Annotated in this window: 27 protein-coding genes and 1 pseudogene; 27 read left to right on the forward strand and 1 reads right to left on the reverse strand. The window is 44.8% G+C overall.

Annotated elements, in window-relative coordinates; translation table 11 throughout:
- Positions 1–8 precede the first annotated feature (8 nt).
- The 17 genes and pseudogenes from RYK49_RS05855 to RYK49_RS05935 all read left to right on the forward strand — a co-directional run bounded on the left by RYK49_RS05855 (position 9) and on the right by RYK49_RS05935 (position 15,905).
- Positions 9–635, forward strand: a complete 627-nt coding sequence (locus RYK49_RS05855) for a hypothetical protein (protein ID WP_314865172.1) — start codon at positions 9–11, stop codon at positions 633–635.
- Positions 632–1,240, forward strand: a complete 609-nt coding sequence (locus RYK49_RS05860; RefSeq protein WP_314865173.1) for a hypothetical protein — start codon at positions 632–634, stop codon at positions 1,238–1,240. The genes RYK49_RS05855 and RYK49_RS05860 overlap by 4 nt, the downstream gene beginning before the upstream one ends.
- Positions 1,237–1,860, forward strand: coding sequence for a hypothetical protein (locus RYK49_RS05865; RefSeq protein ID WP_314865174.1), 624 nt, complete (start codon positions 1,237–1,239; stop codon positions 1,858–1,860). The genes RYK49_RS05860 and RYK49_RS05865 overlap by 4 nt, the downstream gene beginning before the upstream one ends.
- 356 nt (positions 1,861–2,216) lie before the next feature.
- Positions 2,217–4,871, forward strand: a complete 2,655-nt coding sequence (gene adhE, locus RYK49_RS05870; RefSeq protein WP_314865176.1) for a bifunctional acetaldehyde-CoA/alcohol dehydrogenase — start codon at positions 2,217–2,219, stop codon at positions 4,869–4,871.
- A gap of 81 nt (positions 4,872–4,952) precedes the next feature.
- A pseudogene (locus RYK49_RS05875) lies at positions 4,953–5,057 on the forward strand (shikimate dehydrogenase); the annotation flags it as partial.
- 82 nt (positions 5,058–5,139) lie between these two features.
- Positions 5,140–5,820, forward strand: coding sequence for a DUF6796 family protein (locus RYK49_RS05880; protein ID WP_314865178.1), 681 nt, complete (start codon positions 5,140–5,142; stop codon positions 5,818–5,820).
- Positions 5,821–5,936: 116 nt separating this feature from the next.
- Positions 5,937–6,899: an acetylxylan esterase gene (locus RYK49_RS05885; RefSeq protein WP_314865179.1), complete on the forward strand. Its 963-nt coding sequence runs from the start codon at positions 5,937–5,939 to the stop codon at positions 6,897–6,899.
- 377 nt (positions 6,900–7,276) lie between these two features.
- Positions 7,277–7,975 carry an N-acetylmannosamine-6-phosphate 2-epimerase gene (locus RYK49_RS05890; RefSeq protein ID WP_002894429.1) on the forward strand — a complete coding sequence of 233 codons (699 nt, stop codon included), beginning with the start codon at positions 7,277–7,279 and terminating at the stop codon, positions 7,973–7,975.
- A 13-nt stretch (positions 7,976–7,988) separates the two neighbouring features.
- Positions 7,989–9,125 carry an ABC transporter ATP-binding protein gene (locus RYK49_RS05895; protein WP_002928720.1) on the forward strand — a complete coding sequence of 379 codons (1,137 nt, stop codon included), beginning with the start codon at positions 7,989–7,991 and terminating at the stop codon, positions 9,123–9,125.
- A 256-nt stretch (positions 9,126–9,381) separates the two neighbouring features.
- A complete protein-coding gene (locus RYK49_RS05900) occupies positions 9,382–10,701 on the forward strand; it encodes an ABC transporter substrate-binding protein (protein WP_314865182.1) in 1,320 nt (439 codons plus the stop codon).
- Between the two features lie 95 nt (positions 10,702–10,796).
- A complete protein-coding gene (locus RYK49_RS05905) occupies positions 10,797–11,684 on the forward strand; it encodes a carbohydrate ABC transporter permease (protein WP_125330697.1) in 888 nt (295 codons plus the stop codon).
- Between the two features lie 16 nt (positions 11,685–11,700).
- Positions 11,701–12,531, forward strand: coding sequence for a carbohydrate ABC transporter permease (locus tag RYK49_RS05910; protein ID WP_002905745.1), 831 nt, complete (start codon positions 11,701–11,703; stop codon positions 12,529–12,531).
- A gap of 4 nt (positions 12,532–12,535) precedes the next feature.
- Entirely contained in the window at positions 12,536–12,988 is a 453-nt protein-coding gene (locus tag RYK49_RS05915) for a YhcH/YjgK/YiaL family protein (RefSeq protein ID WP_314865185.1), read from the forward strand.
- Positions 12,989–13,009: 21 nt separating this feature from the next.
- On the forward strand, positions 13,010–13,660 hold the full coding sequence (locus RYK49_RS05920) for a DUF624 domain-containing protein (RefSeq protein WP_314865187.1): 651 nt from the start codon (positions 13,010–13,012) through the stop codon (positions 13,658–13,660).
- Between the two features lie 34 nt (positions 13,661–13,694).
- Positions 13,695–14,612 carry an N-acetylneuraminate lyase gene (locus RYK49_RS05925; protein ID WP_314865188.1) on the forward strand — a complete coding sequence of 306 codons (918 nt, stop codon included), beginning with the start codon at positions 13,695–13,697 and terminating at the stop codon, positions 14,610–14,612.
- 33 nt (positions 14,613–14,645) lie between these two features.
- On the forward strand, positions 14,646–15,530 hold the full coding sequence (locus RYK49_RS05930) for an ROK family protein (RefSeq protein WP_314865190.1): 885 nt from the start codon (positions 14,646–14,648) through the stop codon (positions 15,528–15,530).
- Positions 15,531–15,575: 45 nt separating this feature from the next.
- Positions 15,576–15,905, forward strand: coding sequence for a DNA helicase (locus RYK49_RS05935; RefSeq protein ID WP_314865193.1), 330 nt, complete (start codon positions 15,576–15,578; stop codon positions 15,903–15,905).
- 59 nt (positions 15,906–15,964) lie between these two features.
- On the opposite strand, the gene RYK49_RS05940 is transcribed toward RYK49_RS05935, so the two are convergent.
- The gene (locus RYK49_RS05940) at positions 15,965–16,816 is read right to left on the reverse strand and encodes a MurR/RpiR family transcriptional regulator (RefSeq protein ID WP_314865195.1); all 852 of its coding nucleotides are present in this window, start codon (positions 16,814–16,816) and stop codon (positions 15,965–15,967) included.
- Positions 16,817–17,229: 413 nt separating this feature from the next.
- On the opposite strand from RYK49_RS05940, the gene RYK49_RS05945 reads away from it, so the two are divergent.
- From RYK49_RS05945 to RYK49_RS05990, 10 genes are all read left to right on the forward strand, one after another.
- On the forward strand, positions 17,230–17,553 hold the full coding sequence (locus RYK49_RS05945) for a hypothetical protein (RefSeq protein ID WP_161543990.1): 324 nt from the start codon (positions 17,230–17,232) through the stop codon (positions 17,551–17,553).
- A complete protein-coding gene (locus tag RYK49_RS05950; RefSeq protein WP_314831498.1) occupies positions 17,543–19,498 on the forward strand; it encodes a V-type ATP synthase subunit I in 1,956 nt (651 codons plus the stop codon). The genes RYK49_RS05945 and RYK49_RS05950 overlap by 11 nt, the downstream gene beginning before the upstream one ends.
- A gap of 132 nt (positions 19,499–19,630) precedes the next feature.
- Positions 19,631–20,110 (forward strand): V-type ATP synthase subunit K, encoded by a 480-nt coding sequence (locus tag RYK49_RS05955; protein ID WP_002898768.1) that lies wholly within the window; start codon positions 19,631–19,633, stop codon positions 20,108–20,110.
- Between the two features lie 10 nt (positions 20,111–20,120).
- Entirely contained in the window at positions 20,121–20,711 is a 591-nt protein-coding gene (locus tag RYK49_RS05960; RefSeq protein ID WP_314831499.1) for a hypothetical protein, read from the forward strand.
- Positions 20,712–20,721: 10 nt separating this feature from the next.
- Entirely contained in the window at positions 20,722–21,735 is a 1,014-nt protein-coding gene (locus RYK49_RS05965) for a V-type ATPase subunit (RefSeq protein ID WP_314865197.1), read from the forward strand.
- Positions 21,722–22,042 (forward strand): V-type ATP synthase subunit F, encoded by a 321-nt coding sequence (locus tag RYK49_RS05970; RefSeq protein ID WP_295504660.1) that lies wholly within the window; start codon positions 21,722–21,724, stop codon positions 22,040–22,042. Before RYK49_RS05965 ends, RYK49_RS05970 begins: the two co-directional genes overlap by 14 nt.
- Before the next feature lie 7 nt (positions 22,043–22,049).
- A complete protein-coding gene (locus RYK49_RS05975; RefSeq protein WP_314865199.1) occupies positions 22,050–22,745 on the forward strand; it encodes a GNAT family protein in 696 nt (231 codons plus the stop codon).
- A 164-nt stretch (positions 22,746–22,909) separates the two neighbouring features.
- Complete coding sequence (locus RYK49_RS05980) at positions 22,910–24,700, forward strand: V-type ATP synthase subunit A (RefSeq protein WP_314865201.1); 1,791 nt, start codon at positions 22,910–22,912, stop codon at positions 24,698–24,700.
- Positions 24,687–26,081 (forward strand): V-type ATP synthase subunit B, encoded by a 1,395-nt coding sequence (locus tag RYK49_RS05985; RefSeq protein ID WP_314865202.1) that lies wholly within the window; start codon positions 24,687–24,689, stop codon positions 26,079–26,081. Before RYK49_RS05980 ends, RYK49_RS05985 begins: the two co-directional genes overlap by 14 nt.
- Entirely contained in the window at positions 26,078–26,701 is a 624-nt protein-coding gene (locus RYK49_RS05990) for a V-type ATP synthase subunit D (protein ID WP_002902008.1), read from the forward strand. The genes RYK49_RS05985 and RYK49_RS05990 overlap by 4 nt, the downstream gene beginning before the upstream one ends.
- Positions 26,702–26,811 lie beyond the last annotated feature (110 nt).

The following is a 26,811-nucleotide window of genomic DNA, read 5'->3' on the forward strand; positions in this document are numbered from 1 at the left end:
GAGGGAAAATGAAAGTTTACATCAAAGGCGATTACACCAAAGAAATTCCGTTTGATTATTTAGAACTAGCGAAAAGAATGTGGTTTGAGGAAAAAGATGGAATAGATCCAGATTTGTCGTATGCTGGGTATCTAGATTTACCAATTGAGAAACTTTCTATTCACTTAGAATTAGACAAGAAAACTCATGATGATAGGTGGAAAAGTATTCAGATTAAGAAAGGGATAAAATATGATTTTTTATCCCATAAGTCAGAATATATACAGTTAGACTATGAAGATGCTATCATGTCGGATTTTCGTGAGAAAGGTGAATGTTTAAGAATTGCTTCTAAGCACCTTGAACTTCTCACTGTTGATAAACGAGCTATGTATATTATGGCCATTGAAATTGCGACTGCGATTGATGGTCAAATCAGTGAAGATGATAAGAAAAGTTGGTTAAGTGTGGAAGAATTTAAAAACCGGCATGAAGATATCCTTTCGATGAGTTATGAAAAGGCTAATGAGCTGAGTCTTGAAGAAATTCCGTTTATGGATGATGTGAGAGACCCAGTCTGGGCAGAAGACGACCGCAGGAATGAAGAGTACATCGCCATCCATGGTGAAGTGGAGTTGGATGACGAGGACGAATGAAATTATATTTAAAAGGTGATTATACAAAAAGAGTACCTTATGGTTATTTGGAACTAGCTGGTAAAATGTGGTTTCCAGAAGATGAGCAAGTTTCTTACTCAAATGCTGGGGACAATGATGCATTACAAGAAGATTTTTTCTCAAATTTATCCTTGAGGAAAGGCACTGCTGATAAGAGATGGTCTAGTGTCGCCCTAAAGGAAGGGGTACGAAGACTCTTTTCACATATTAAGGAATGTATTGAAATTAATTTTGAAGATGCATTTGCTACAGATTATAATGAAAAGGGAGACTATCTCCGTATTTTAACCACCCATCTAGAAGTTTTGACAGTTGATAAACGAGCTATGTACATTATGGCGCTTGAGATTGCAAAGGTTATTGATGGTCAAATTAGTGAGGATGGCAAGGCTAGCTGGTTGACAATTGAGGAGTTTAAAAGAAAACATGAGGCTATTCTATCTCTAACTTTTGAAGAAGCAAATGAACTAAGTTTGACAGAAATTCAAACGATGGATGTTGTAGACGATCCTCTTTGGGAGGAAGAAGCTGCTCGTCGAAAAGAATACATCCTAGCACATGGAGGCGATATCTCAGATTTATGAGACTATATATCAAAGGCGATTACACCAAAGAAATTCCGTTTGATTATTTAGAACTAGCGAAAAAAATGTGGTTTGAAAATTATCAAGGAGAAAGCATCCCTCTCTCCTATTCTGGTTTTCGTCAAATCAGAGATAGGAATGATATAGCCATTCATCTAAAACTAGATAAACAGGATTATGACGAACGTTGGTTGCATATTCCGATACAAGAAGGGATAAAATACCGTTTTTATTCACAAATTGATGAAGACCTAAATTTGGAATTTGAGCATGCTTATGTAACAGATTTTCGCGAAAATGGAGACTGTTTACGTTTGGCCTCTACCCACCTTGAACTGCTCACTCTTGATAAAAGAGCGTTCTATATCATGGCCATTGAGATTGCCACAATCTTTAATGGACAAATTAGCGAAGATGACAAGAAAACATGGATAACAATCGATGAATTCAAGGAAAAACACGAAGATATCTTATCTCTAACCTTTGAGGAAGCAAATGAGATGAGTTTGGAAGAAATTCAGATGATTGATGCTATTGACGATCCCATCTGGGAAGAGTTGGATAGAAAACGCGAAGAATATATCAAAATCCATGGTGAACGAGTTTATGATGATGATTGAGATTATCATTAAAAATAGAAATTAAGGTTCATCTTTTTGATGTTTATAAAGTAAAGATCAGCTCGGTCCATCTGAGCTTTTTATATCCAAAACAAGAAAGCGCTTTCATATATTATGTGAAAGTAAAAGTATGTGAAATCTTTAAAATGTAAAAAATTTTTTCACAATAACTAAAAGAATAGACTGTAAAATAAGCGGATTTGTTATGTGTTTCACAAATTAATAGAGAAAAGTTTGTGAATGTTAATTGAAAGTGTTTACAAAAATCATTAAATGGGTTATAATTGAATTGTGAAATATTTAACAAAGGTTAGTGTTCTTCGTCTAACCTAAGGCAAAACCATTGGAGGAATAGAATGGCTGAAAAGAAGAAAACGGTAGAACAAGAAGACAAGGCTTTGGCAGCGCAAAAGCATGTCGATGAATTGGTGCAAAAAGGTCTGGTTGCACTCGAGGAAATGAGAAAGCTGAATCAGGAACAGGTGGACTACATCGTAGCCAAGGCCTCTGTAGCAGCTTTGGATGCCCATGGTGAGTTGGCTCTGCATGCTTATGAAGAAACGGGTCGCGGAGTTTTTGAAGATAAAGCGACTAAAAACTTATTTGCCTGTGAGCACGTTGTGAATAATATGCGCCACACGAAAACTGTCGGTGTTATTCAGGAAGATGATGTGACTGGTTTGACCTTGATTGCGGAGCCAGTGGGTGTTGTCTGCGGAATTACTCCAACAACTAACCCAACTTCAACAGCGATTTTCAAATCTTTGATTTCCTTGAAGACTCGTAATCCGATTATCTTTGCTTTCCACCCATCTGCTCAAGAATCATCTGCCCATGCAGCACAAATCGTTCGTGATGCAGCGATTGCAGCGGGTGCGCCTGAAAACTGTGTGCAATGGATTACGCAACCATCTATGGAAGCAACTTCTGCCCTTATGAACCACGAAGGGATTGCGACTATCCTTGCGACAGGTGGTAATGCAATGGTGAAGGCAGCTTACTCATGTGGTAAGCCAGCTCTTGGGGTTGGTGCCGGAAACGTACCAGCTTATGTGGAAAAATCAGCTAATATCCGTCAAGCAGCGCACGATATCGTTATGTCTAAGTCCTTTGACAATGGTATGGTCTGTGCTTCTGAGCAAGCCGTTATCATTGACAAGGAAGTTTATGATGAATTTGTAGAAGAGTTCAAATCTTATCATACTTACTTTGTCAATAAGAAAGAAAAAGCTCTGTTGGAAGAATTCTGCTTCGGTGCTAAGGCAAACAGCAAGAACTGTGCTGGTGCTAAGCTCAATCCGGATATCGTTGGTAAGCCAGCTACTTGGATTGCAGAGCAAGCAGGCTTCAGCGTGCCAGAAGATACGAATATCTTGGCCGCAGAGTGTAAAGAAGTTGGTGAAAAAGAGCCATTGACACGTGAAAAACTGTCACCTGTCATTGCCGTTCTCAAGTCTGAATCCCGTGAAGACGGTGTTGAAAAAGCTCGTCAAATGGTAGAATTCCATGGTCTTGGTCACTCAGCTGCTATCCATACAGCGGACGAAGAGTTGACTAAGGAATTTGGTAAGGCTGTTCGTGCTATCCGTGTTATTTGCAACTCACCTTCTACTTTCGGCGGTATCGGAGATGTTTATAATGCCTTCCTGCCATCACTGACTCTTGGCTGCGGATCTTATGGTCGCAACTCAGTTGGTGATAACGTTAGTGCTGTGAATCTCTTGAATATCAAAAAAGTAGGAAGACGTAGAAATAATATGCAATGGATGAAACTCCCTTCAAAAACTTACTTCGAGCGTGACTCTATCCAATACCTGCAAAAATGTCGCGATGTGGAACGTGTCATGATCGTAACAGACCATGCTATGGTAGAGCTTGGTTTCCTAGATCGTATCATCGAACAACTCGATCTTCGTCGTAATAAGGTTGTTTACCAAATCTTTGCAGACGTAGAACCAGATCCAGATATCACAACAGTTGAACGTGGTACAGAGATTATGCGTACCTTCAAACCTGATACAATCATCGCCCTGGGTGGTGGTTCACCAATGGACGCAGCTAAAGTCATGTGGCTCTTCTATGAGCAACCAGAAGTGGATTTCCGTGACCTTGTGCAAAAATTCATGGATATCCGTAAACGTGCCTTCAAATTCCCATTGCTTGGTAAGAAGACTAAATTCATCGCGATTCCAACTACATCTGGTACAGGATCTGAAGTAACTCCATTTGCCGTTATCTCTGATAAAGCAAACAACCGTAAATACCCAATCGCTGACTACTCATTGACACCAACTGTGGCAATCGTAGACCCTGCTTTGGTATTGACAGTTCCAGGATTTGTAGCTGCGGATACTGGTATGGACGTATTGACTCACGCGACTGAAGCTTACGTATCACAAATGGCTAGCGACTACACTGACGGTCTTGCACTTCAAGCCATCAAACTTGTATTTGAAAACCTTGAAAGCTCAGTTAAGAATGCAGACTTCCACTCACGTGAGAAAATGCATAACGCTTCAACTATTGCTGGTATGGCCTTTGCCAATGCCTTCCTAGGTATTTCTCACTCAATGGCCCACAAGATTGGTGCGCAATTCCACACCATTCACGGACGGACCAATGCGATCTTGCTGCCATACGTTATCCGCTACAACGGTACACGTCCAGCTAAGACAGCGACATGGCCTAAGTACAACTACTACCGTGCGGATGAGAAATACCAAGATATCGCACGCATGCTTGGACTCCCAGCTTCTACTCCGGAAGAAGGGGTTGAATCTTACGCAAAAGCTGTTTATGAACTGGGAGAACGTGTCGGTATCGAAATGAACTTCAAGGCTCAAGGTATTGACGAAAAAGAATGGAAAGAACATTCACGCGAATTAGCCTTCCTTGCCTATGAAGACCAATGTTCTCCAGCCAACCCACGCCTTCCAATGGTTGACCACATGCAGGAAATCATCGAAGACGCATATTATGGCTACAAGGAACGCCCAGGACGCCGCAAATAAGCGGATAGCTCCCTAAATCAAGCATAAGACAATTCGTCGGTCATCCCCTGCCCTTTGGCAGGGGATTTTTCTAGATCTCTTAGCCAGGCAAGACCTCTGGTCGAAGCCGAGCTTAGAGACATTGATGCTGAGGAGCGGAGCGACATGAGTGCTAGGCCTCTTAATGAAAGGAACTTGCTGGGGTAAACAGATGTAAACCTTCTGATTACTTGTGATTGAGTGAGCTTTTGTGCTAAGATAAGGGGACAATGGAAAAAAGGAGAGTAATGTGATTTTTTTATCTTTATGGGCTGGGCTGTTGAGTGGTCTTTGCTGGTTATTGGGGGATATTCTGCTGGTTGGCTTTGAAGTAGACAAGGAAAGTTATGCCTCTTTTACGGAGCAGAGTCGGATTGGCAATAAGAATCTGGCTATGCTGATGCTTTCTGGCTCTGTCGGTCGGCTGCGTCTGGGCGCTCTGGTAGCTAACTTCTCAATTCCTCTTATGTTAGTCTCGCTTTATGCTCTCTTTGGTTTGACAAATAAGGGCTTGTGGGCCTACCCGTCAATAGCCTTGTTAGGAATTGGATTTGCCCTGTCGCCGGTGGCACATGTGGCCTTTTACTACGTTGGGATCATCAGTAAAAAGGCTTATAAACGAAGCAACGGACAGGTCTGTTCAGACGAAGATAGCGGGCTTATCAATGAAGCAGTGCTCTTTCTAGATATAACCTGGCGGACAGCTATCGCTCTGACAGGTCTAGGCTGGCTTGTTTACTCACTGCTAATAGTTACCGGTCAGACAATATTGCCTGCTTATCTGGGGCTGCTGACGCCTTTACCGCTCAGTCTGTTGACTGTCTTACTGGTAGAAAAGCTGAGAATCGGACGCCCCTACCTTAACGGAGCAGGGCTAAACATAGGATTTAGTTTGTTTTATTTACTGCTCCTGCTTCATATAGGTTCTTAGGCAGCGAATCGGTAAAATTTCAGAAAAAACAGAAAATCTATATATTAACCTATTGAAAACTTCCTCTTTCTATGGTATGATGAAAGAGGTTTCAAGAATCGTTGGGAGGATAAGACATGAAAAACCCTACTTTACTTAAAGAAATGTTAGATTATCGCGGAAGAGATGAAATGCCCGACGATTTTGATACCTTTTGGAATAAACAAGTGGCAGTGGTGGAAGTGCCTCAGGACTACCAGTTGCTGGAAAAAGATTTTCAAATTGCATATGCGATTTGCTATGAGCTAACCTTCAAGTCTGGAAACGGTGGACAAATCTATGCTAAGCTAGTTGTGCCTAAGTTATCAGAAAAAGTTCCGGTATTGTTTCATTTCCATGGTTATATGGGGCAGGGCTGGGATGTGGTGTCGATGGATGTTCGTGGTCAGTCAGGCTATTCACTGGATGGTAATAGAGAAGTCCGCGGTAATACTGTTAAAGGACATATTATCCGCGGGGCTCTAGATGGACCGGATCAGCTTTTTTTCAAGGATGTCTATCTGGATGTTTACACCTTGGTCGAGCTAGTGGCTGGTTTGGACTTCGTGGATGAAAACCGTTTGTCTAGTTTTGGCGGTTCACAGGGCGGAGCCTTGGCCCTAGTGGCAGCTGCTTTAAATTCTCGGATTAAGCAGACTGTAGCCATCTATCCCTTCCTTGCTGACTTTAGACGGGTTTTGGAGATTGGCAATACCAGTGAAGCCTATGATGAGCTCTTTCGTTATTTCAAATTCCATGATCCTTTTCATGAGACAGAAGAGCAGTTGTTGCAGACACTTGCTTATATTGACGTGAAAAATCTGGCCCATCGTATTAGCTGTCCAGTGCAGATGATTATTGGCCTAGAGGATGATGTTTGCTATCCTATCACGCAGTTTGCCATCTATAACAGCTTGGCTGGAGAAAAAGAGTATCATCTCCTGCCTGAGTATGGGCATGAGGCTATGAATGTACGTGTCAGCGATACTGTCTTTAACTGGCTCTGCGGAACCAAAATAAAAAGACTTTCTCTCGTTTCGGACTTTAATTCCGAGAAATAATATTCGTCCCCCCTTTGGGGCTAGGCCTTTCCTAGCCCTTTTTACTTGCCTGAGGGAGTATAGAAAGTGAGAATCTTTTTAGAAGTTTGCTTGCTCTTTCATTGACTTTTCTACAAAACGAATTCCTGAAAGTACTTTCAGGAATTTCTGTTTTTCTGGAAAATTCGGAAACTAAAATCTAAATCTCAAACAATATTGAAAGCGCTTTAAAAATTATTTATAATAACATTATGAAATACTCGAGTTAAAAAACGGAGTCCAGGATAAGGAAGTAAAAATATTTGTTTGCGGCCTTCTTCCCTGCTCTACCTGAGGTCCTAGGTAGTTGTTAGACTATCTGATCAGACCGATGTCTTACGAAAGGAGATTGTATATTCATGTCACAGATTTTAAAAGATGACTTGATAGCCAAGATTAAAGACGGCATCATTGTTTCTTGTCAAGCCTTGCCCCAGGAGCCGCTTTATACTGAAGCTGGAGGAGTCATTCCTCTCTTGGTCAAGGCTGCTGAGCAGGGCGGTGCTGTCGGTATTCGAGCTAATAGCGTTCGCGATATTCGGGAGATTAAGGAAGTAACTTCTCTGCCCATCATCGGAATTATCAAACGCGACTATCCGCCACAAGAGCCTTTTATCACGGCTACCATGCGGGAAGTGGATGAGTTGGCTGCTCTGGATATTGAAGTCATTGCTCTGGACTGTACCAAGCGGGAACGCCATGATGGCCTGACAGTTGCGGATTTCATCAAGCAGGTCAAGGCCAAGTATCCTCATCAGCTATTGATGGCAGATATCAGTACCTATGAGGAAGCTGCTGCTGCTGTAGAAGCTGGTGTAGACTTTGTCGGCACGACCTTATCGGGCTATACTTCCTACAGTCCCAAGGTTGACGGACCGGACATTGAGCTCATCCGCCGCTTGTGCCAAGCAGGCTTTGATGTCATCGCTGAAGGAAAGATTCATTATCCAAGTCAAGCCAAGCAGATACATGATTTGGGTGTAAGAGGCATCGTTGTCGGTGGAGCCATTACTCGGCCTAAAGAAATTACAGAGCGCTTTGTTGCAGGATTAAAATAAGTGAGGTAGATGAATGACAACCTTAACACTAAATAAACTATATAAAAAATATCCTAATAGTGATTTTTACTCTGTTGAGAATTTTGATTTGGATATTAAGGATAAGGAGTTTATCGTTTTTGTAGGACCTTCCGGTTGCGGAAAATCAACAACCTTGCGGATGATTGCAGGACTTGAGGATATCACAGAGGGGGAACTCTATATTGATCAAAATCTTGTCAATGACATTGCTCCTAAAGATCGGGATATCGCCATGGTTTTCCAAAATTATGCTCTTTATCCTCACATGACCGTTTATGACAATATGGCATTCGGACTCAAGCTTCGCAAGTATGACAAGGCTGATATTGACAAAAGAGTTCAGGAAGCGGCGGAAATCCTTGGGCTGAAAGAGTTGCTGGATCGTAAACCAGCCGATCTGTCTGGTGGTCAGCGCCAGCGGGTAGCTATGGGGCGGGCGATTGTCCGTGATGCCAAAGTTTTCCTCATGGATGAGCCCTTGTCTAACTTGGATGCCAAACTGCGCGTGTCCATGCGGGCAGAAATCGCAAAAATTCACCGCCGTATCGGAGCGACGACTATCTATGTAACCCACGACCAGACCGAGGCCATGACCTTGGCTGACCGCATCGTTATCATGTCAGCTACTAAGAACGAAGCAGGAACAGGTACTATCGGCCGAATCGAGCAAATCGGTACGCCTCAGGAACTTTATAACGAACCAGCTAATAAATTTGTGGCAGGTTTTATCGGTAGTCCAGCTATGAATTTCTTTGAAGTGAACTTAGAAGGTAACCAGCTTACAGATGGACAAGGCTTTGCTGTTGGACTTCCAGACGGTCAGCGTAAGATCTTAGAAGAAAAAGGCTATCAAGGAAAGAAAGTGATACTGGGTATTCGACCAGAGGATATCTCGGCTGAGTTGATAGTAGAAGATACTTTTCCAGATAGCACTGTAGATGCTGAAGTCACCGTTTCTGAGTTGCTAGGCAGCGAGTCTGTTCTCTATTGTAAGGCTGGCGTACAAGAATTTTCAGCCAAAGTGGAAGCTTCTAACTATTTGGAGCCTGGCTCTAAGATTCGCTTTACCTTTAAGATGCCTAAGGCTCATATATTTGACTTTGATAGTCAGGAACGAATCGAAATTTAAGAATTTTAAACAAAAATAAAAACGCTATCTATAAAAAGAGATTTATTAAAAAGGAGTGAATTTATCGAGTTAAGATTCTAAAATAGTTATTTACTGTTCTGAAGAAGCAGTAAAACAAGAAGGGCTAACAGGTCCATGTCTATCACCAAGTCCAATTCTTGCTTGAAGCTGGAAAAACAAAGACAAATAAGTCTTTCAGTTTTTGTAAAGAAAAGGGCCATATTCAAGAGAAATTCATTTTTAAGGAGAAAAGGATATGAAATTCGGAAAATTATTCGCATCGTTATTGACAGGTGCTGCAATTGTTTCTTTAGCAGCTTGTGGAAACAATGGCGGATCAGATAAAACAGCTAGCTCTGGCGGTAATTCTGGCAAAACAGAGATTACTTGGTGGGCTTTCCCAGTCTTCACACAGGAAAATGCCAACGATGGTGTTGGAACTTATGAAAAATCAATTATCGAAGCTTTTGAAAAAGCGAACCCAGATATTCATGTCAATCTAGAAACTATTGACTTTAAATCTGGTCCTGAAAAGATTACGACAGCTATCGAAGCAGGCACAGCACCAGATGTTTTGTTTGATGCACCAGGTCGGATTATTCAGTATGGAAAAAATGGTAAATTAGCTGATTTGAACGATCTCTTTACTGATGACTTTGTCAAAGATGTCAATAATGATAACATTATCCAAGCTAGCAAGGCAGGAGACAAAGCTTACATGTATCCTATCAGCTCTGCTCCATTCTATATGGCTTTCAATAAGAAAATGTTGGAAGATGCCGGTGTAGCAAGTCTTGTCAAGGAAGGCTGGACAACATCTGATTTTGAAAAAGTGCTGAAAGCTCTGAAAGATAAAGGCTACACTCCAGGTTCCCTCTTTAGTAATGGTCAAGGTGGTGACCAAGGAACTCGTGCCTTCATCGCTAATCTTTACGGCGGATCTATTACAGATGAAAAAGTTACCAAATACACAACTGATGATCCTAAGTTTGTCAAAGGACTGGAAAAAGCAGTTGGCTGGATTAATGACGGTTTGATGATGAACGGCTCTCAATATGATGGTGGAGCAGATATTCAAAACTTTGCTAACGGCCAAACATCCTACACCCTTCTTTGGGCTCCTTCTCAAAACGGTATTCAAGCACAACTTTTAGAAGCCAGCAAAGTCGATGTAGTGGAAGTACCGTTCCCATCAGAATCTGGCAAACCAGCTCTTGAATATCTTGTAAATGGATTTGCAGTCTTTAACAATAAAGATGAAAAGAAAGTAGCAGCTTCTAAGAAATTCGTCCAATTTATCGCTGATGACAAGGAATGGGGACCTAAGAATGTAGTTCGCACAGGTGCTTTCCCAGTTCGTACTTCATTTGGAAAACTCTATGATGATAAACGTATGGAAACCATCAGTGGATGGACTCAGTACTATTCACCATATTACAACACTATTGATGGCTTTGCGGAAATGAGAACACTTTGGTTCCCAATGCTCCAATCTGTATCCAATGGTGATGAAAAGGTTGAACCTGCTTTGAAGACATTTACAGAAAAAGCAAACGAAACAATTACTAAAAAATAAGCAAATGTGAAATCCTCCCCTTTTTCTGTTGACAGTTTCTAGAAGTAGAAAAAGGGGGATTTTGTTAGAAAATCTTGAAAGAGGGGTACCTCATTGTGAAAGTCAATAAAATCAGAATGAAAGAAACCCTAGTATCATACGCGTTTTTAGCTCCAATTCTGATATTTTTCACGGTATTTGTCTTGGCACCTATGATTATGGGTTTTGTTACTAGTTTTTTTAACTATACGATGACCTCCTTTACTTTTGTCGGATTTGATAATTATATTCGGATGTTTAAAGATCCGGTCTTTATGAAATCGCTGATTAATACGGTCATTATCGTGATCGGCTCTGTGCCGATTGTAGTTCTCTTCTCTTTGTTTGTGGCTTCGCAGACTTATGAGATGAATGCTGTCTCTCGTTCCTTTTACCGTTTTGTATTCTTCCTGCCAGTTGTTACAGGGAGCGTAGCTGTGACGGTTGTATGGAAATGGATCTACGATCCGCTGTCTGGTATTTTGAACTTTGTTTTGAAGTCAGGCCATGTCATCAATCAAAATATTTCTTGGCTTGGCGATAAACATTGGGCATTGCTAGCGATTATCATTATTCTCTTAACAACTTCTGTGGGTCAACCTATCATTCTCTATATCGCAGCTATGGGAAATATTGACAATTCTCTAGTTGAGGCTGCGCGAGTGGATGGTGCAACAGAAATGCAAGTCTTCTGGAAGATCAAATGGCCTAGCCTGCTTCCAACAACCCTTTACATTGCTATCATTACTACAATTAACTCATTCCAGTGTTTTGCCTTGATTCAGCTCTTGACATCAGGCGGACCTAATTACTCAACCAGTACGCTCATGTACTATCTGTATGAAAAAGCCTTCAAGTTATCTGAATACGGCTATGCTAATACCATGGGAGTCTTTTTAGCAGTCATGATCGCCATCATCAGCTTCGCCCAGTTCAAGATTCTTGGAAACGATGTAGAATACTAGAGAAAGGAGAAAGAAGATGCAAACTAAAAAAATGAATGTTTTTAAGGTGGTATCAGGCTTTGTTCTGGCCATACTAACCATCCTCTTTGTCTTTCCTTTCTATTGGATTTTGACAGGAGCTTTCAAATCTCAACCAGCAACGATTGTCATTCCGCCAGAATGGTGGCCAAAAATGCCAACAGTTGAAAACTTCCAGCAATTGATGGTGCAAAATCCAGCCATGCAATGGATGTGGAATAGTGTTTTCATTTCGCTTGCGACCATGTTTCTGGTCTGCGCCACTTCTTCTTTGGCAGGATATGTTTTGGCCAAGAAGCGGTTCTATGGTCAACGGATTCTTTTTGCAATTTTCATTGCGGCCATGGCTTTGCCTAAGCAAGTAGTGCTGGTACCACTAGTGCGTATTGTGAATTTCATGGGAATTCACGATACCTTGGCTGCGGTAATCTTACCGTTGGTTGGCTGGCCTTTCGGAGTTTTTCTAATGAAGCAGTTCAGTGAAAACATCCCGACAGAGCTTCTTGAGTCTGCTAAAATCGACGGTTGTGGCGAAATCCGGACTTTCTGGAGTGTTGCTTTTCCGATTGTCAAACCAGGTTTTGCGGCTTTAGCTATTTTCACATTTATCAATACCTGGAACGACTACTTTATGCAGCTGGTTATGTTGACATCCCGACAGAATTTGACAATTTCTCTCGGGGTTGCGACCATGCAGGCTGAAATGGCAACCAACTATGGCCTCATTATGGCTGGAGCTGCTTTGGCTGCAGTGCCAATTGTGGCAGTCTTCCTCATCTTCCAAAAATCCTTCACACAAGGAATCACGATGGGAGCTGTTAAGGGATAGAAATATGATTTTTGATCAATTAGAGAATCTCGTTCGCTATCAAGGGATTCACAAAAATATCGATACAGCCATTGATTATCTCCTGAGTCACAATGTATCAAATCTAAACTCAGGACGCTATGAAGTAGATGGTGATAGGGTCTTCTTCTTTTTGCAGGAAAATACTCTTAGTCAACAGCAAGAGGAAAGCTTTGAATTTCACCAGAGATACTTGGACCTGCACTTTCTTTTGGAAGGGCATGAGCTGATCCAATATGGCTGTCAGATTAGAGAAGTTCAGGAAGCCTATGATGAAGGTCGAGATATTGGTTTTGTTGTTTGCGAACAGACTTATCCGCTCTTGTTAGACGGTTTCAATTTTGCTGCTTTTTTGCCAGAAGAAGCCCACCAGCCTAATCAATTTGCTGGCAGAGAAGAGACAGTTAAAAAGTGTGTATTTAAAGTTTTGTTGGATTAATATTTGAAAAGGAGGCCAGCAATGGATAAAAGAGGTAGCCGATTGATAGAGACTATTTTTGATACGGATAATTTCTTTATGCAGATTTGTGAGAAAATCCTTGATTTAGCGACAGTAAACTTGCTTTTTCTGCTGACATCTCTGCCTCTTCTAACCATCGGTATTGCTAAGCTAAGCCTCTATCAAACTCTTTTTGAGATCAAAGGCGGTCGTCGTGTAAAAGTAACGGCTGTCTATATCAAGGCCTTCCGAGAAAATTGGCAGTTGGGTTTCAAACTTGGCCTGTTGGAGCTCATGCTGTCTGCTATCAGTATTTTTGACCTCCTTCTTATCTGGGGTCAGGAGGCTCTGCCTTTTCAAATACTGAAAGTTGCCTGCTTTGCTCTTCTTATCTTTACAACAGCGCTCTTTCTGTGTGTTTATCCACTGGCTGGCCGATTTGAGCAGTCTCTTATAGGTGGGTTACAGACTAGTCTAGTTTTGCTCAGTCTTAACTTTCCTTGGTTTTTCCTGATGATAGCCATTCTAGTAGCAATTTTGACAGTGCTTCTTAGTTCAGGACTTCTACTTTTACTAGGGTTATCGCTCTTTGTTTTAATCGGTTTTGCTGGATTGGCCTTCACGCAGATTACTGTTTTAGAGAAGATTTTTGCCAAATACGAAAAGCCTTAATTTATAGAAATTCTAGATTTGGAGATAAAAGAAAATGAAAAATATGACCAAATACCAAGGTGTCATTCCTGCTTTCTATGCCTGCTATGACGAGGACGGTGAAATCAGCCCGGAGCGGACTCGCGCTTTAGTGGAATATTTCATCGCCAAGGGCGTGCAAGGTCTTTATGTCAACGGTTCTTCGGGCGAGTGTATCTATCTGAGCGTGGAAGACCGAAAACGGGTTCTAGAAGAAGTGATGAAAGTTGCTAAGGGACGTCTGACTATCATTGCCCATGTGGCTTGCAACAATACTAAAGACAGCGTGGAACTGGCTCGTCATGCGGAAAGTTTGGGTGTCGATGCTATTGCAGCTATTCCGCCGATTTATTTCCGTTTGCCAGAGTATTCGGTTGCCCAGTATTGGAATGACATCAGTGCGGCGGCGCCTAATACTGATTTCGTGATTTACAATATTCCTCAGCTGGCTGGTGTAGCCTTGACTCCTAGCCTTTACAAGGAAATGCTCAAGAATGAGCGCGTGATTGGTGTGAAGAACTCTTCAATGCCGGTGCAGGATATTCAGACCTTTGTAGCTCTTGGGGGAGAAGATCATGTGGTCTTTAATGGTCCAGATGAGCAATTCTTAGGTGGCCGACTCATGGGTGCTGGAGCTGGTATCGGTGGTACATACGGGGCTATGCCAGAGCTCTTCCTCAAACTCAATCAACTGATTGCTGACAAGAAATTGGAACGGGCTAAAGAGTTGCAATATGCGATTAATGAGATTATCGGAAAATTAACCAGCGCCCATGGCAATATGTACGCTGTTATTAAGGGTGTTTTGGAAATTAATGAAGGCTTGACCATCGGATCTGTCCGCTCTCCTCTGACACCGCTGCAGGAAAGTGATCGGCCGATTGTGGAAGAAGCAGCTCAGTTGATTAGACAAACCAAGGAGCAATTTTTATAAGCAACAGGATAAACACTAGAGAGAAGGTGTGCTATGAAACAATATGTTGCCATTGATATTGGCGGTACCAATATCAAGTATGGCTTAATCAACGAGGCCGAGACCTTGGTGGAAGCACATGAAATGCCGACAGAGGCCCACAAAGGCGGCCCGGGAATTATGCAAAAGGTTGAAAGCATTGTTGCAAGCTATTTAGAAAAAGTACCTCTAGCTGGAATTTGTATTTCTTCGGCTGGTATGGTGGATCCAGACAAGGGTGAAATTTTCTATGCGGGGCCGCAGATTCCTAATTACGCCGGGACCCAGTTCAAAAAAGTGTTGGAAGAAAAATTCTCCCTGCCTTGTGAGATTGAAAATGATGTCAACTGTGCTGGTCTGGCGGAGGCTATGTCGGGCAGTGGCAAGGGAGCGAAGATCGCCCTTTGTTTGACGATTGGTACAGGTATTGGAGGCTGTCTGGTCGTAGATGGTCAGGTCTTCCACGGCTTTAGTAACTCTGCCTGTGAGGTTGGTTATTTGCATCTACCAGACGGAGCCTTTCAGGATGTGGCATCGACAACTGCTCTGGTCAACTATGTGGCTGAGCTACACGGAGAAGAAACAGAGCATTGGAATGGCCGGCGGATTTTTAAAGAAGCAACTGAGGGCAATAAGCTCTGTATCGAGGGCATCGATCGCATGGTTGGCTATCTGGGTCAAGGAATTGCCAATATCTGCTATGTTGTTAATCCGGAAGTTGTTATTCTAGGAGGTGGCATCATGGGACAAGAAGCAATTCTTAGACCGCGTATTCAGGCGGCTTTGCAGGATGCCTTGGTTCCAAGTATTGCTGATAAAACCAAACTAGCCTTTGCTCATCATCAAAATACTGCGGGTATGTTTGGAGCCTACTATCATTTCAAAAATAGACAAGTTTAACCTGAGATTTTTCTCAGGTTCCTTGTCTTTCAAGAGGAAAATCAAATGACAGAAAGAAGTTTCATTCAGGAAGCCGCTCAGCTTCTAGGTTCTTTGATGGAAGATTTTCAAAAGAAGGCAATTCGGTCAAGAGATGAAATCCGCTTTTACGAGTGCTTAGAAGAAGTTTTGAGGAGTTTGGAGAAAACCAAAGTCCTGGATAATCGTCTATTAATTGCTCTTGAAAGCTTCCATAAAAGCGCTAGTTTTTTAATTGGTCTTAGTAGCCTCAAACTGGAGCAGACTACGTATCAAAAGTGGCGTGCCTACGATACCTTTCATATGGAAAAAGTTCAGCCCCAATTAGAAATCTACGGGCCAATCCTTCCCTTGTGAAAGAAAAAGGAAAAAGTTAGACCAAAAAAGAAAACGAGTCAGAAAATCCTGATTCGTTTTTACCTTTTATGGGTATTGCGACGGTAGTAGCCATTTAGTTTCTGATTCTCCCAATAGCTGTTAAAGATTCTTTCTTTCTTTTCACGGTTAATCTCGAGGAAAAAGGCATAGATAAGATCGATCATGAGAAGCATGGGGAATTGTGCTGAAATTCGCAGGATAAACTCAGGCTTGCTTTGAAGGGCAACAGGAACGACTTCAGTGAAGTCTTCTTGAATCTTTTCAGGTTGTCCTGTCACCAAGATGGTTTTTGCTCCCATATTTTTAGCGTCAATCAAGCTGTCAATGATGGACTGAGTCTGTCCGGATAGAGAAAATCCAATAACGAGGCAGTTCTTGTCCAGAATACTAGTTGTCCAAGCGAAGCCATCTTGGTCGGTTAGGGCTTCACAAACGACTCCCAGTCTCATGAAGCGCAGTTTCATATCACGTGCTACTAAGCCCGAGCTCCCTGTTCCAAAGAAATAAACTCGGTCCGCCTCTTCTATGATTTGAGCCACTCGCTCCAGCTTTTCCTCATCTATCAGTTCTTTTGTTTGCTGGTGGATTTGATTGTAGTTGTACAAGACATGACGAGATAAGCTGCTTTGCATATTATCCGCCTCGGTTTGTGCCTTTGGTAGATCCTGTAGATATTGAAAGCTAAATTCTCGATAACCTTTAAAGCCACATTTTTTGGCGAAACGGGTCAAGGCTGCTTGAGAAATGTGCAAGGTTTGAGCGACTTGCAAAGAGGATAAATCCTCTTGAATACTATTTGGATTTAAAAAATATTGACCAATCCTCTGTTCTAAGTCGGTCATCTTGTCAAGATGGCTCTCAATGATGGCCAAGATATTCTGCTGACTCATAAAATCACTTTCTTCATGGGATAATGTTTATTAAAAGTTTAAGGGCTGTTCTGGCTGGAAGGTACATTGAAGCCACTTTTACTTTTCTGCTATTCTATATTTGTCTTAGAATTTGTTTATATTATAACATAGTTATAGACAAATAAACCGTTTGCAAGACTGAAACTTATCAAGAGTGCACAGCTGAGCCTGATTTGTAAGTATTGGAATGAATCAAATCTATATTGACTTTTCTTATCAGTTTGAGATGGCTGTTTAGCAATCTCTGACTGTTTTTCTGAAAATATGTTATAATTTATGCAAGTACGAAACTGTATTCCAGAAGATGACTATACCAGATGCTGGACAGTCAGCCAGGAATGCAGATTTTAAAATCCGTTTTCAAAGGTTTTTGAAAACGAGGGGGTGAATAGATGGCCAATGAAACACTTGAAAAAATGCAGGAAATTGAAACTGCTGCAGAAGAAGTTTTGATGGGCTACAGGACGCAGACTCAGGAGCTGCGACAGCAAGTAGATGAAAATCTCAGGCAGCTAGGTCTGACTTATGACGCTGAAACGCAGAAGCTGGCAGAGGAATTAACTGCGACTTCCCAGCAACAGTTGGTGCTCCTGCAGCAAGACTTGGAGCAGACAACCCAGCAAAATGAGGACAAGGTTGCGGCTGCTTTGACGGACAAAAAAGCAGACTTGGCGCGAGCCATTGTAGAGAAGGTGGTAGAAGCCTATGGCCATTAGTCAAATGAGGCAGCTATCTCTGCTCCTTCCCAAGGAACTGCTGGACCAGCTTCTCTTTTACCTACAGGGGTTAGAGTCGGTTCAGATTCATGACTTACGGCAGGAAGAGGACTGGCAGGCAGCCTTTGAGCAGGCTTTAGTTGGCCGGCCAGATCGGCAGCTATCTCAGCAGGATTTGCTCAGTCGTCAGGAGAAATTGGAACGGCTAATTGCAGAGCTGGAGCCTTTTATGCCCAAAAAGAAACTGCTGGAATCCTTAAAAGAAGAGCCCTTGGAGCTATCCTTTGCTGCTTTGGAGCAGGCAGGGAAGACTCGCGATGAGGTGGCACTATTAGAAGGAATCAGCAAGCAGCTCAAGGTCTTACAAGATGCCAAGGATCAGATAGAAGCTGACCGCTTGGAAGTAGCTGCGCTGGAGAAGTGGGAGCCGCTGGAGCTAACACCGCAAGCAGCCGCGACTTTCAGTCATCTGGGAGCTTTGATTGGGACGATTCCCAATACCGACGACGATGCTCTGCGCCTGACTCTGGGAGCACATCCTGATCTGAAGTTTCAGGAAGTCTTTACCGATGATACGGAGCATGGGGTTCTTATTTTTTACAAGACAGGCTCTCTGGAAGAAGTTCGCAAAATCTTGAAAGAGTATGGCTTTAAGCCTTTTGAGTATGACCATGCGGAACTGCCTGCTGATCGGGTAGCCCAGCTCAAGGCCAATATTCGACAGCAGGAGGCTGTGGCAGAAGCTCTGACTAAGAGTCTGGCAGCTTCCAAGAATGAACTGGACCAGCTCAAGGTTCAGCTGGACTATCTCTGCAATCTCTCCTCCCGTCAAGAAAGTAAAAATCAGTTAGCCAGTACGCAAAATCTGGCGGCCTTGGAAGGCTGGATTGAAAGCAATCAAGTTCAAGCTCTTGAGGCTTGCTTGAAGGAGCAGTTTGGTCGAAGCGTTCTCATCCAGACCAGAGAGATTCGACAGGACGAGGAAGATAAGGTTCCGACCAAGCTAAAAAACAATGCCTTGGTGGAGCCTTTCGAGCTAGTGACGGAGATGTATTCCTTGCCTAAGTACGGTGATAAGGATCCAACCCCTGTCGTTTCCCTCTTCTATTTTGTATTCTTTGGCATGATGGTTGCCGACATCGGCTACGGCCTTTTGCTCTTTGTTGGCACCAGTCTGGCGCTGCACTTCTTGCATGTCAAGCCGGGATTGGCTAAGAATCTGCGATTCTTCCGCCTGCTGGGTGTGGCAGTCATCATCTGGGGACTGGTTTATGGTTCTTTCTTTGGCTTTGAACTGCCCTTCGCTCTGATTAGCACCAGCTCCGACGCCATGACGATTCTGGTTATTTCGGTCGTCTTTGGCTTCATTACAGTGCTGGCGGGCCTCTTCCTCAGCGGTCTGAAAAATATCCGCCTCAAGGATTATGCAGAAGCTTATAATACAGGCTTTGCTTGGGTGCTGATTTTGCTGGGGCTGCTACTCTTGGCCCTGGGAAATTTCTTCCCATCCTTGGCCTTTGCGGCAACGATCGGTCAGTGGCTGGCTATCATCAATGCGCTCGGCATATTGGCAGTATCCATTGTCAGTGCTAAGAGCTTGGCAGGATTGGGGTCAGGTCTCTTTAATCTCTACAATGTCAGTGGTTATGTAGGAGATCTGGTCAGCTTTACACGGCTGATGGCTCTGGGACTTTCTGGGGCCAGCATTGGCTCGGCTTTTAACCTGATTGTCAGCCTCTTTCCACCTGTCGCTCGCTTTAGCATCGGCATTCTACTCTTTATTGCCCTGCATTTGGTTAATATGTTTCTATCTTTTCTGTCCGGCTATGTGCACGGAGCGCGTTTGATTTTCGTGGAATTCTTTGGAAAATTCTACGACGGCGGTGGCAAGCCTTTCACTCCGCTCAAGCCTAGCGAGAAATACGTTCAGCAAAGCAAGAAATAAAGATTAGAAACTATGGTAAGAGATGAGAAGCTCATCTTTAGAAAAACACTTTCTACAACATCAAAACAAGCATCATTCATTCAACTAGCTGTTGGTTTTACGACGATTACAGCATTTTCATAGGAGTAAATCATGGAACATTTAGCATCATATTTTGGAACTTATGGCGGCGCCTTTTTTGCAGGTCTGGGAGTAGCTTTAGCGGTTTTTCTCAGCGGAATGGGCTCAGCGCTGGGTGTCGGAAGCACGGGTCAGGCAGCGGCAGCCCTCTTGAAAGAGCAGCCAGAAAAATTTGCGCAAGCTCTAATCTTGCAGCTTTTGCCAGGTACTCAAGGTCTCTATGGCTTTGTTATCGGGATTACCGTCTTCTTTAATATCAAGCCAGAATTGGCTCTGCAATCAGGCGTGGCTTATTTTCTAGCCGCTTTGCCAGTTGCGATTGTTGGTTACTTTTCAGCTAAGCACCAAGGTCGAGTAGCGACAGCGGGTATTCAGATTTTGGCCAAACGTCCAGAAGAGGTCATGAAAGGGGTTATCCTAGCGGCCATGGTTGAAACCTACGCCATCTTGGCCTTCGTTGTATCCTTCATCATGGTTCTGAATGTGAAGTAAGGAGGCTTTTATGTCTGACATATCAGATCTCAAAGCTTCTGTCTTGGAGCAGGCTCACGAGAAGGGGCGTTTGCTTTTGGCTGAGGCTACTGAGAAAATAGAGCAGGAAGCCAAGGAACGTGAGGCCCAGCTGGTTCGGCAGAAGCTGGCTCAGCGGGAGCAGCAGCTGAAAGAAATCAGCCGGCGCAGTCAGCGCGATATTCAGCAGTTAGAAAATCAAAAGCGCCAGTCTACTCTGGTCATCAAGCAACGGGTTCTCAGAGAGCTTTTTGAGGAGGCTTATGCTCAGATGGCGGCTTGGTCACCAGCTGAAGAAGAGCATTTTCTGAAGAGTGTTCTGGCTAAATATCCAGAGGAAGAGTTGACGCTGGTTTTCGGTGCTCTGTCTGCTGAGAAATTCAGCTTCAGCCAGTTAGAAGACTTGAAAAAAGCCTTTCCAAATGTGTCTTTTTCAGACCAGTCCATAGCCGGTCAGGCAGGTTTTGTTCTGAGCCAAGGACGAGTGGATGATAGTTATCTCTATCGTGACTTGCTGGACTCTGTCTGGCAGGAGGAAAGCTACCGTCTGGCTCAGGATATTTTCAAAGACCAGGCAGAATAGGAGGCGGGCCATGAGTGAAACAAGCTTCTCTCAAGTCAATACAGCCATTAGTGTGCAGGAGGCTTCCTTTTTGACGCCCCAGCAATATGATCAATTGCTGCAGGCTGACGATGCTGCCAGCCGTTCGGCTCTTCTGCAGGGAACGGTCTACGCCATGGATGCTGAAGCGATTAAGGATCTCAATGCCATTGAGCAAGTACTGATGAAGCATTTGTATTCCGTTTATAATTGGGCGCTTGAGATCAGTCCAAGTAAGGAGCTGGTGGAGATTTTCACGCTCCGCTATACTTACCACAATCTCAAAGTTTTTCTCAAGGGTCGGGCGACAGGTCAGTCCTTGGAGCATTTGCTGATGCCGGTGGGGACCTATTCGCTGGAGGTTTTGGAGCACTTGGTCATGGCCTTTTCGGCTGAGTATTGTCCAGATTTCATGCTGGACGAGGTGCTTGCGACCTGGCAGGAATACCAGGATTATCAGGATGTGCGCGTGCTGGAGATTGGCATGGACATGGCTTATTTCCAGCATCTCAAGCGTCTGACACAGAAGTTGGAAGATGAGAGTCTGCTGCAGCTGGTGAATCTGACTATTGATTTTTATAATGCCATCACCGTCAAGCGGGCTGTTGATTTGGAGAAACCTCATAGCTTTATGAGGCAGCTCTTGTCTGATGAGGGACGTCTTTCTGCTGCCAACTGGATTGCCATGGCAGAGCAGGGAGATTACTTGACTTGGTTTAGCCAGATCAATCCCTGTGGTTACGATCTGGAACTGCGCTCCTATGAGGAAAAAATGCGGAACCAGACCTTGACGACAGTAGAGTTAGAATATCTAGCGGACCTCTTGCAGGCTAAGTTGCTGGCGGCTGGTCAGTTTGAGACAGATGGCCCGCTTCCTCTGGCCCGCTATCTGCTGGGTAAGGAGCTGGAAGTCAAGAATCTGCGGTTGATTTTGACCGGAATGGACAATCAGCTGCCCGTAGAGCTTATCAGAGAAAGGATGCGACCGATTTATGGACAAGACTAGCTACAAGATTGCGGTCGTGGGGAATCGCGATACCATTCTCCCTTTTAAGCTGATTGGTTTTCAGACCTTTCCAGTGAAGGAAGCTCAGGAGACGGTCAATACCCTGCGTCGGCTAGCCCGCGAAGATTTCGGCATTATCTATCTGACGGAGGATATGGCTGCGGATATTCCAGAAACCCTGGCCTACTATGACCAGCTGGAGGTTCCTGCTCTTGTGCTCATTCCTACCCATAAGGGGAGCACGGGACTGGCTCTTTCGCGGATTCATGAAAATGTCGAAAAGGCTGTCGGACAAGATATATTGTGAGGTTTTTATGCGAATGAATGAACTAGGCCAACCCATTGGGGATGCTCTGCTGGATTTTCAGCCGGGGGACTTGCCTCACCTGGAGCGAATCGAAGGCCAGTATGTTATTATCGAGCGTTTGTCCAAGGACAAGCATGGAGAAGATTTATACGAAGTGTATGGCCCAGATTCTCCTGCTGACATGTGGACCTATCTCTTTCAAAATCCTGCCCAAAATCAGGATGAGTGGGCTGCCTTGCTAGAACAGATGCTGACAGCACAGGATCGTTTCTACTATGCGATTGTGGACAAGGAGAGCGGCAAGGCTCTGGGAACTTTTGCCTTGATGAGGATTGACCGAAATAACCGCGTTATCGAAGTGGGAGCTGTGACCTATTCGCCCAAGCTGAAGCGCACTAGACTGGCTACGGAAGCTCAGTACTTACTGGCACGCTATGTCTTTGAAGAGCTGGAGTATCGCCGCTATGAATGGAAATGCGATGCCCTCAATCAGCCTTCAAGGCGGGCAGCAGAGCGGCTTGGTTTCACCTACGAAGGCAGGTTTCGTCAGGCCCTTGTCTATAAGGGGCGAAACCGAGACACGGACTGGCTGTCTATGATTGACAGGGATTGGCCGGCCGTCAAGAGTCGTCTAGAAAAATGGCTAAGCCCAGACAATTTCGACGAAAAGGGCCAGCAAATAAAAGCCTTATCTGATTTTTAAAATAAAAAGAAACAATACTTGCCCTAGAGTTAGCTAAGAAAGATTTCAAACTCGCGGCAAGAATCAAAAAATACTCTTTGGAAATTAAATTAAAACTACTACTTGGTTTGCTCTTTGATTTTCATTGAGAAGGAACAAAAATCTCCCAAGAATGGAGGAAGATTGTGAGTCAAGGAAAGATTATCAAAGTTTCTGGTCCTCTGGTGCTGGCATCAGGGATGCAGGAAGCGAATATTCAGGATATTTGCCGGGTTGGCGATTTGGGGCTGATCGGTGAAATTATTGAAATGCGGCGGGACCAAGCCTCTATTCAGGTTTATGAGGAAACTTCTGGCTTGGGTCCGGGAGAGCCAGTCATCACGACTGGAAGTCCTCTGTCCGTTGAACTGGGTCCAGGTCTGATTTCCCAGATGTTTGACGGAATTCAGCGGCCTTTGGAGCGTTTCCAGACCATCACGGAGAGCGACTTCCTCGTCCGCGGTGTTCAACTGCCAAATCTAGACCGAGAGACTAAGTGGGATTTTGTTCCAAGTCTGTCTGTCGGAGATGCGGTTGAGGCAGGCGATATTCTGGGAACGGTGCAGGAGACCAATCTGGTGGAGCACCGCATCATGGTGCCAGTCGGCGTCAGTGGACGCTTGGCCAATATCTCAGCTGGCAGTTTCACTGTTGAAGAGACTGTTTACGAGATTGAGCAGGCGGATGGGTCTATCTTTAAAGGGACTCTCATGCAAAAATGGCCGGTCCGCCGTGGGCGTCCTTTTGCTCAGAAGCTGATTCCAGTTGAGCCTTTGGTGACAGGTCAGCGGGTCATCGATACCTTCTTCCCAGTGACCAAGGGTGGGGCAGCTGCTGTACCAGGACCATTCGGGGCTGGTAAGACTGTAGTTCAGCATCAGGTGGCCAAGTTTGCCAATGTTGACATCGTTATCTATGTCGGCTGCGGTGAGCGTGGCAATGAGATGACCGACGTACTTAATGAATTTCCAGAACTGATTGACCCGACGACAGGCCAGTCCATCATGCAGCGGACAGTGCTGATTGCCAACACCTCCAATATGCCGGTAGCGGCTCGGGAGGCATCGATTTACACAGGGATTACGATCGCAGAATACTTCCGTGACATGGGCTATTCCGTGGCCATCATGGCGGACTCAACCTCTCGCTGGGCAGAAGCCCTGCGGGAAATGTCCGGCCGTCTGGAAGAAATGCCAGGTGACGAAGGCTATCCAGCCTATCTTGGCAGCCGGATTGCTGAGTATTATGAGCGGGCTGGCCGGGTCAAGACACTTGGTTCAACTGCGCGCGAAGGCTCTATAACCGCTATCGGAGCTGTATCACCTCCGGGTGGAGATATTTCTGAGCCGGTGACGCAAAATACCCTGCGCATTGTCAAGGTCTTCTGGGGCTTGGATGCCCAGCTGGCTCAACGCCGGCATTTCCCAGCTATCAACTGGCTGAGCTCTTACTCTCTCTACCTAGACGAAGTGGGAGCATATATCGATCAGCATGAGAAGATTGCTTGGGCAGAAAAGGTGACCAAGGCCATGAATATCCTGCAAAAAGAAAGCGAACTGCAGGAAATCGTGCGTTTGGTGGGCTTGGATTCCTTGTCTGAAAAGGACCGACTGACCATGAATGCGGCCAAGATGATCCGCGAGGACTATCTGCAGCAGAATGCCTTTGATGATGTTGACACCTATACTTCTTTCAAAAAGCAGGTGGCTTTATTGAGCAATATCCTGACCTTCGATGCGGAGGCCAATCGTGCTTTGGAGCTGGGGGCTTATTTCCGAGAAATCATGGAAGGAACGGTGGAGCTACGTGACCGAATTGCCCGCAGTAAGTTTATCCACGAAGACCAGCTGGAAAAAATTCAGGCTCTCAGTCAGACTATTGAGGAAACCCTGCATCAGATTCTTGCCCAAGGAGGACTAGACAATGAGCGTCATTAAAGAATACCGCACCGTCAGTGAAGTTGTCGGCCCTCTGATGATTGTCGACCAAGTTGCTGGCGTGCATTTCAATGAATTGGTAGAAATCCAGCTGCATGACGGCAGCAAGCGCCAGGGCCAGGTTCTGGAAGTCCAAGAAGACAAGGCTATGGTCCAGCTTTTTGAGGGATCTAGCGGTATCAATCTGGAAAAAGCCAAGGTTCGCTTTACAGGCCGTCCGCTAGAGCTGCCAGTGTCAGAAGACATGGTGGGACGGATTTTCAATGGCATGGGCAAGCCAATTGATGGCGGTCCAGCTATCTTACCAGAAAAATATCTGGATATTGACGGTCAAGCCATCAATCCAGTAGCTCGCGAATATCCGGATGAGTTTATTCAGACTGGAATTTCAGCCATCGACCATCTCAATACCTTGGTTCGGGGACAAAAATTGCCAGTATTTTCTGGATCTGGTCTGCCCCACAAGGAATTAGCTGCTCAAATCGCCCGTCAGGCCACAGTGCTTAACTCTGATGAAAACTTCGCCGTGGTCTTTGCGGCCATGGGGATTACCTTTGAAGAAGCCGAATTCTTCATGAATGACTTGAGAGAAACAGGCGCTATTGACCGCTCGGTGCTCTTTATCAATCTAGCCAATGACCCAGCTATCGAGCGGATTGCGACGCCTCGGATTGCCCTGACAGCAGCCGAGTATCTAGCTTATGAAAAGGATATGCACGTTCTGGTCATCATGACCGACATGACCAACTACTGTGAAGCCCTGCGGGAAGTTTCCGCAGCTCGTCGTGAAGTGCCGGGCCGTCGCGGGTATCCGGGCTATCTATATACTAACCTGTCCACCCTTTATGAGCGGGCTGGACGTCTGGTTGGCAAGAAAGGCTCGGTGACGCAGATTCCGATCCTGTCCATGCCAGAGGATGATATCACCCATCCGATTCCGGATTTGACAGGCTATATTACGGAAGGTCAGATTATCCTTTCGCGTGACCTTTATAACAGCGGCTATCGTCCGCCCATCAATGTCCTGCCTTCTCTGTCTCGTCTTAAGGACAAGGGTTCGGGTGAGGGCAAGACTAGGGGGGACCATGCCGCAACCATAAACCAGCTTTTTGCCGCCTATGCGCAAGGCAAGCAGGCCAAGGAGCTGGCTGTCGTTCTGGGGGAATCCGCCCTGTCCGAAACGGACAAGCTCTATGTTCGCTTTACCGACCGCTTCGAGCAGGAATACATCAATCAAGGTTTCCAGACCAACCGAACCATTGAGGAAAGCTTGGATCTGGGCTGGGAACTCCTGTCCATCTTGCCAAGAACGGAGCTCAAGCGGATTAAGGACGACATGATTGACCAATACCTGCCGCAGGCCAAGGAGGGAGAAAGATGACGCGACTCAATGTCAAGCCGACTCGGATGGAGCTGAATAACTTAAAAGCCCGTCTCAAAACGGCTGTCCGTGGGCATAAGCTGCTCAAGGACAAGCGGGATGAGCTGATGCGGCGCTTCATTGAGTCAGTCCGTGAGAACAATCAGCTCCGCCAAAAGGTCGAATCCGCTCTGGTCGGTCATCTGCAGGATTTTGTCATGGCTAAGGCGCTGGAGAGCGACCTCATGGTTGAGGAGATTTTCGCTGTGCCCACACGGGAGGTCAATCTGCATGTGGAGACTGAGAATATCATGAGTGTGCGTGTGCCCAAGATGTACGCCCATATTGACAATCCGCATACTGATGACGAGGGAGATGTGGTTTATAGCTATGTGGCGTCTAACAGCCAGATGGATGAAACCATTGAAAGCATGAGCGATCTGCTTCCTGATCTGCTGCGCCTGGCTGAAATTGAGAAAAGCTGCCAGCTCATGGCGGATGAAATCGAGAAAACCCGCCGTCGGGTCAACGGACTAGAGTATGCTACCATCCCTGACCTCAAAGAAACCATCTACTACATCGAGATGAAGCTGGAAGAAGCCGAACGGGCCAGCCTCGTCCGAATGATGAAGGTGAAGTAAGATGCGGAGGCGTTAAAAAACGACTGAAAAATAGGAACTGGACGACGGATTCGATGAATCCGAGCCAGTTCTCTTTTTTCCGAGTTTTTAGCCGAAGCTCGATTTAGCTG

Source organism: uncultured Streptococcus sp., assembly GCF_963525625.1.
Lineage (GTDB): Bacteria > Bacillota > Bacilli > Lactobacillales > Streptococcaceae > Streptococcus.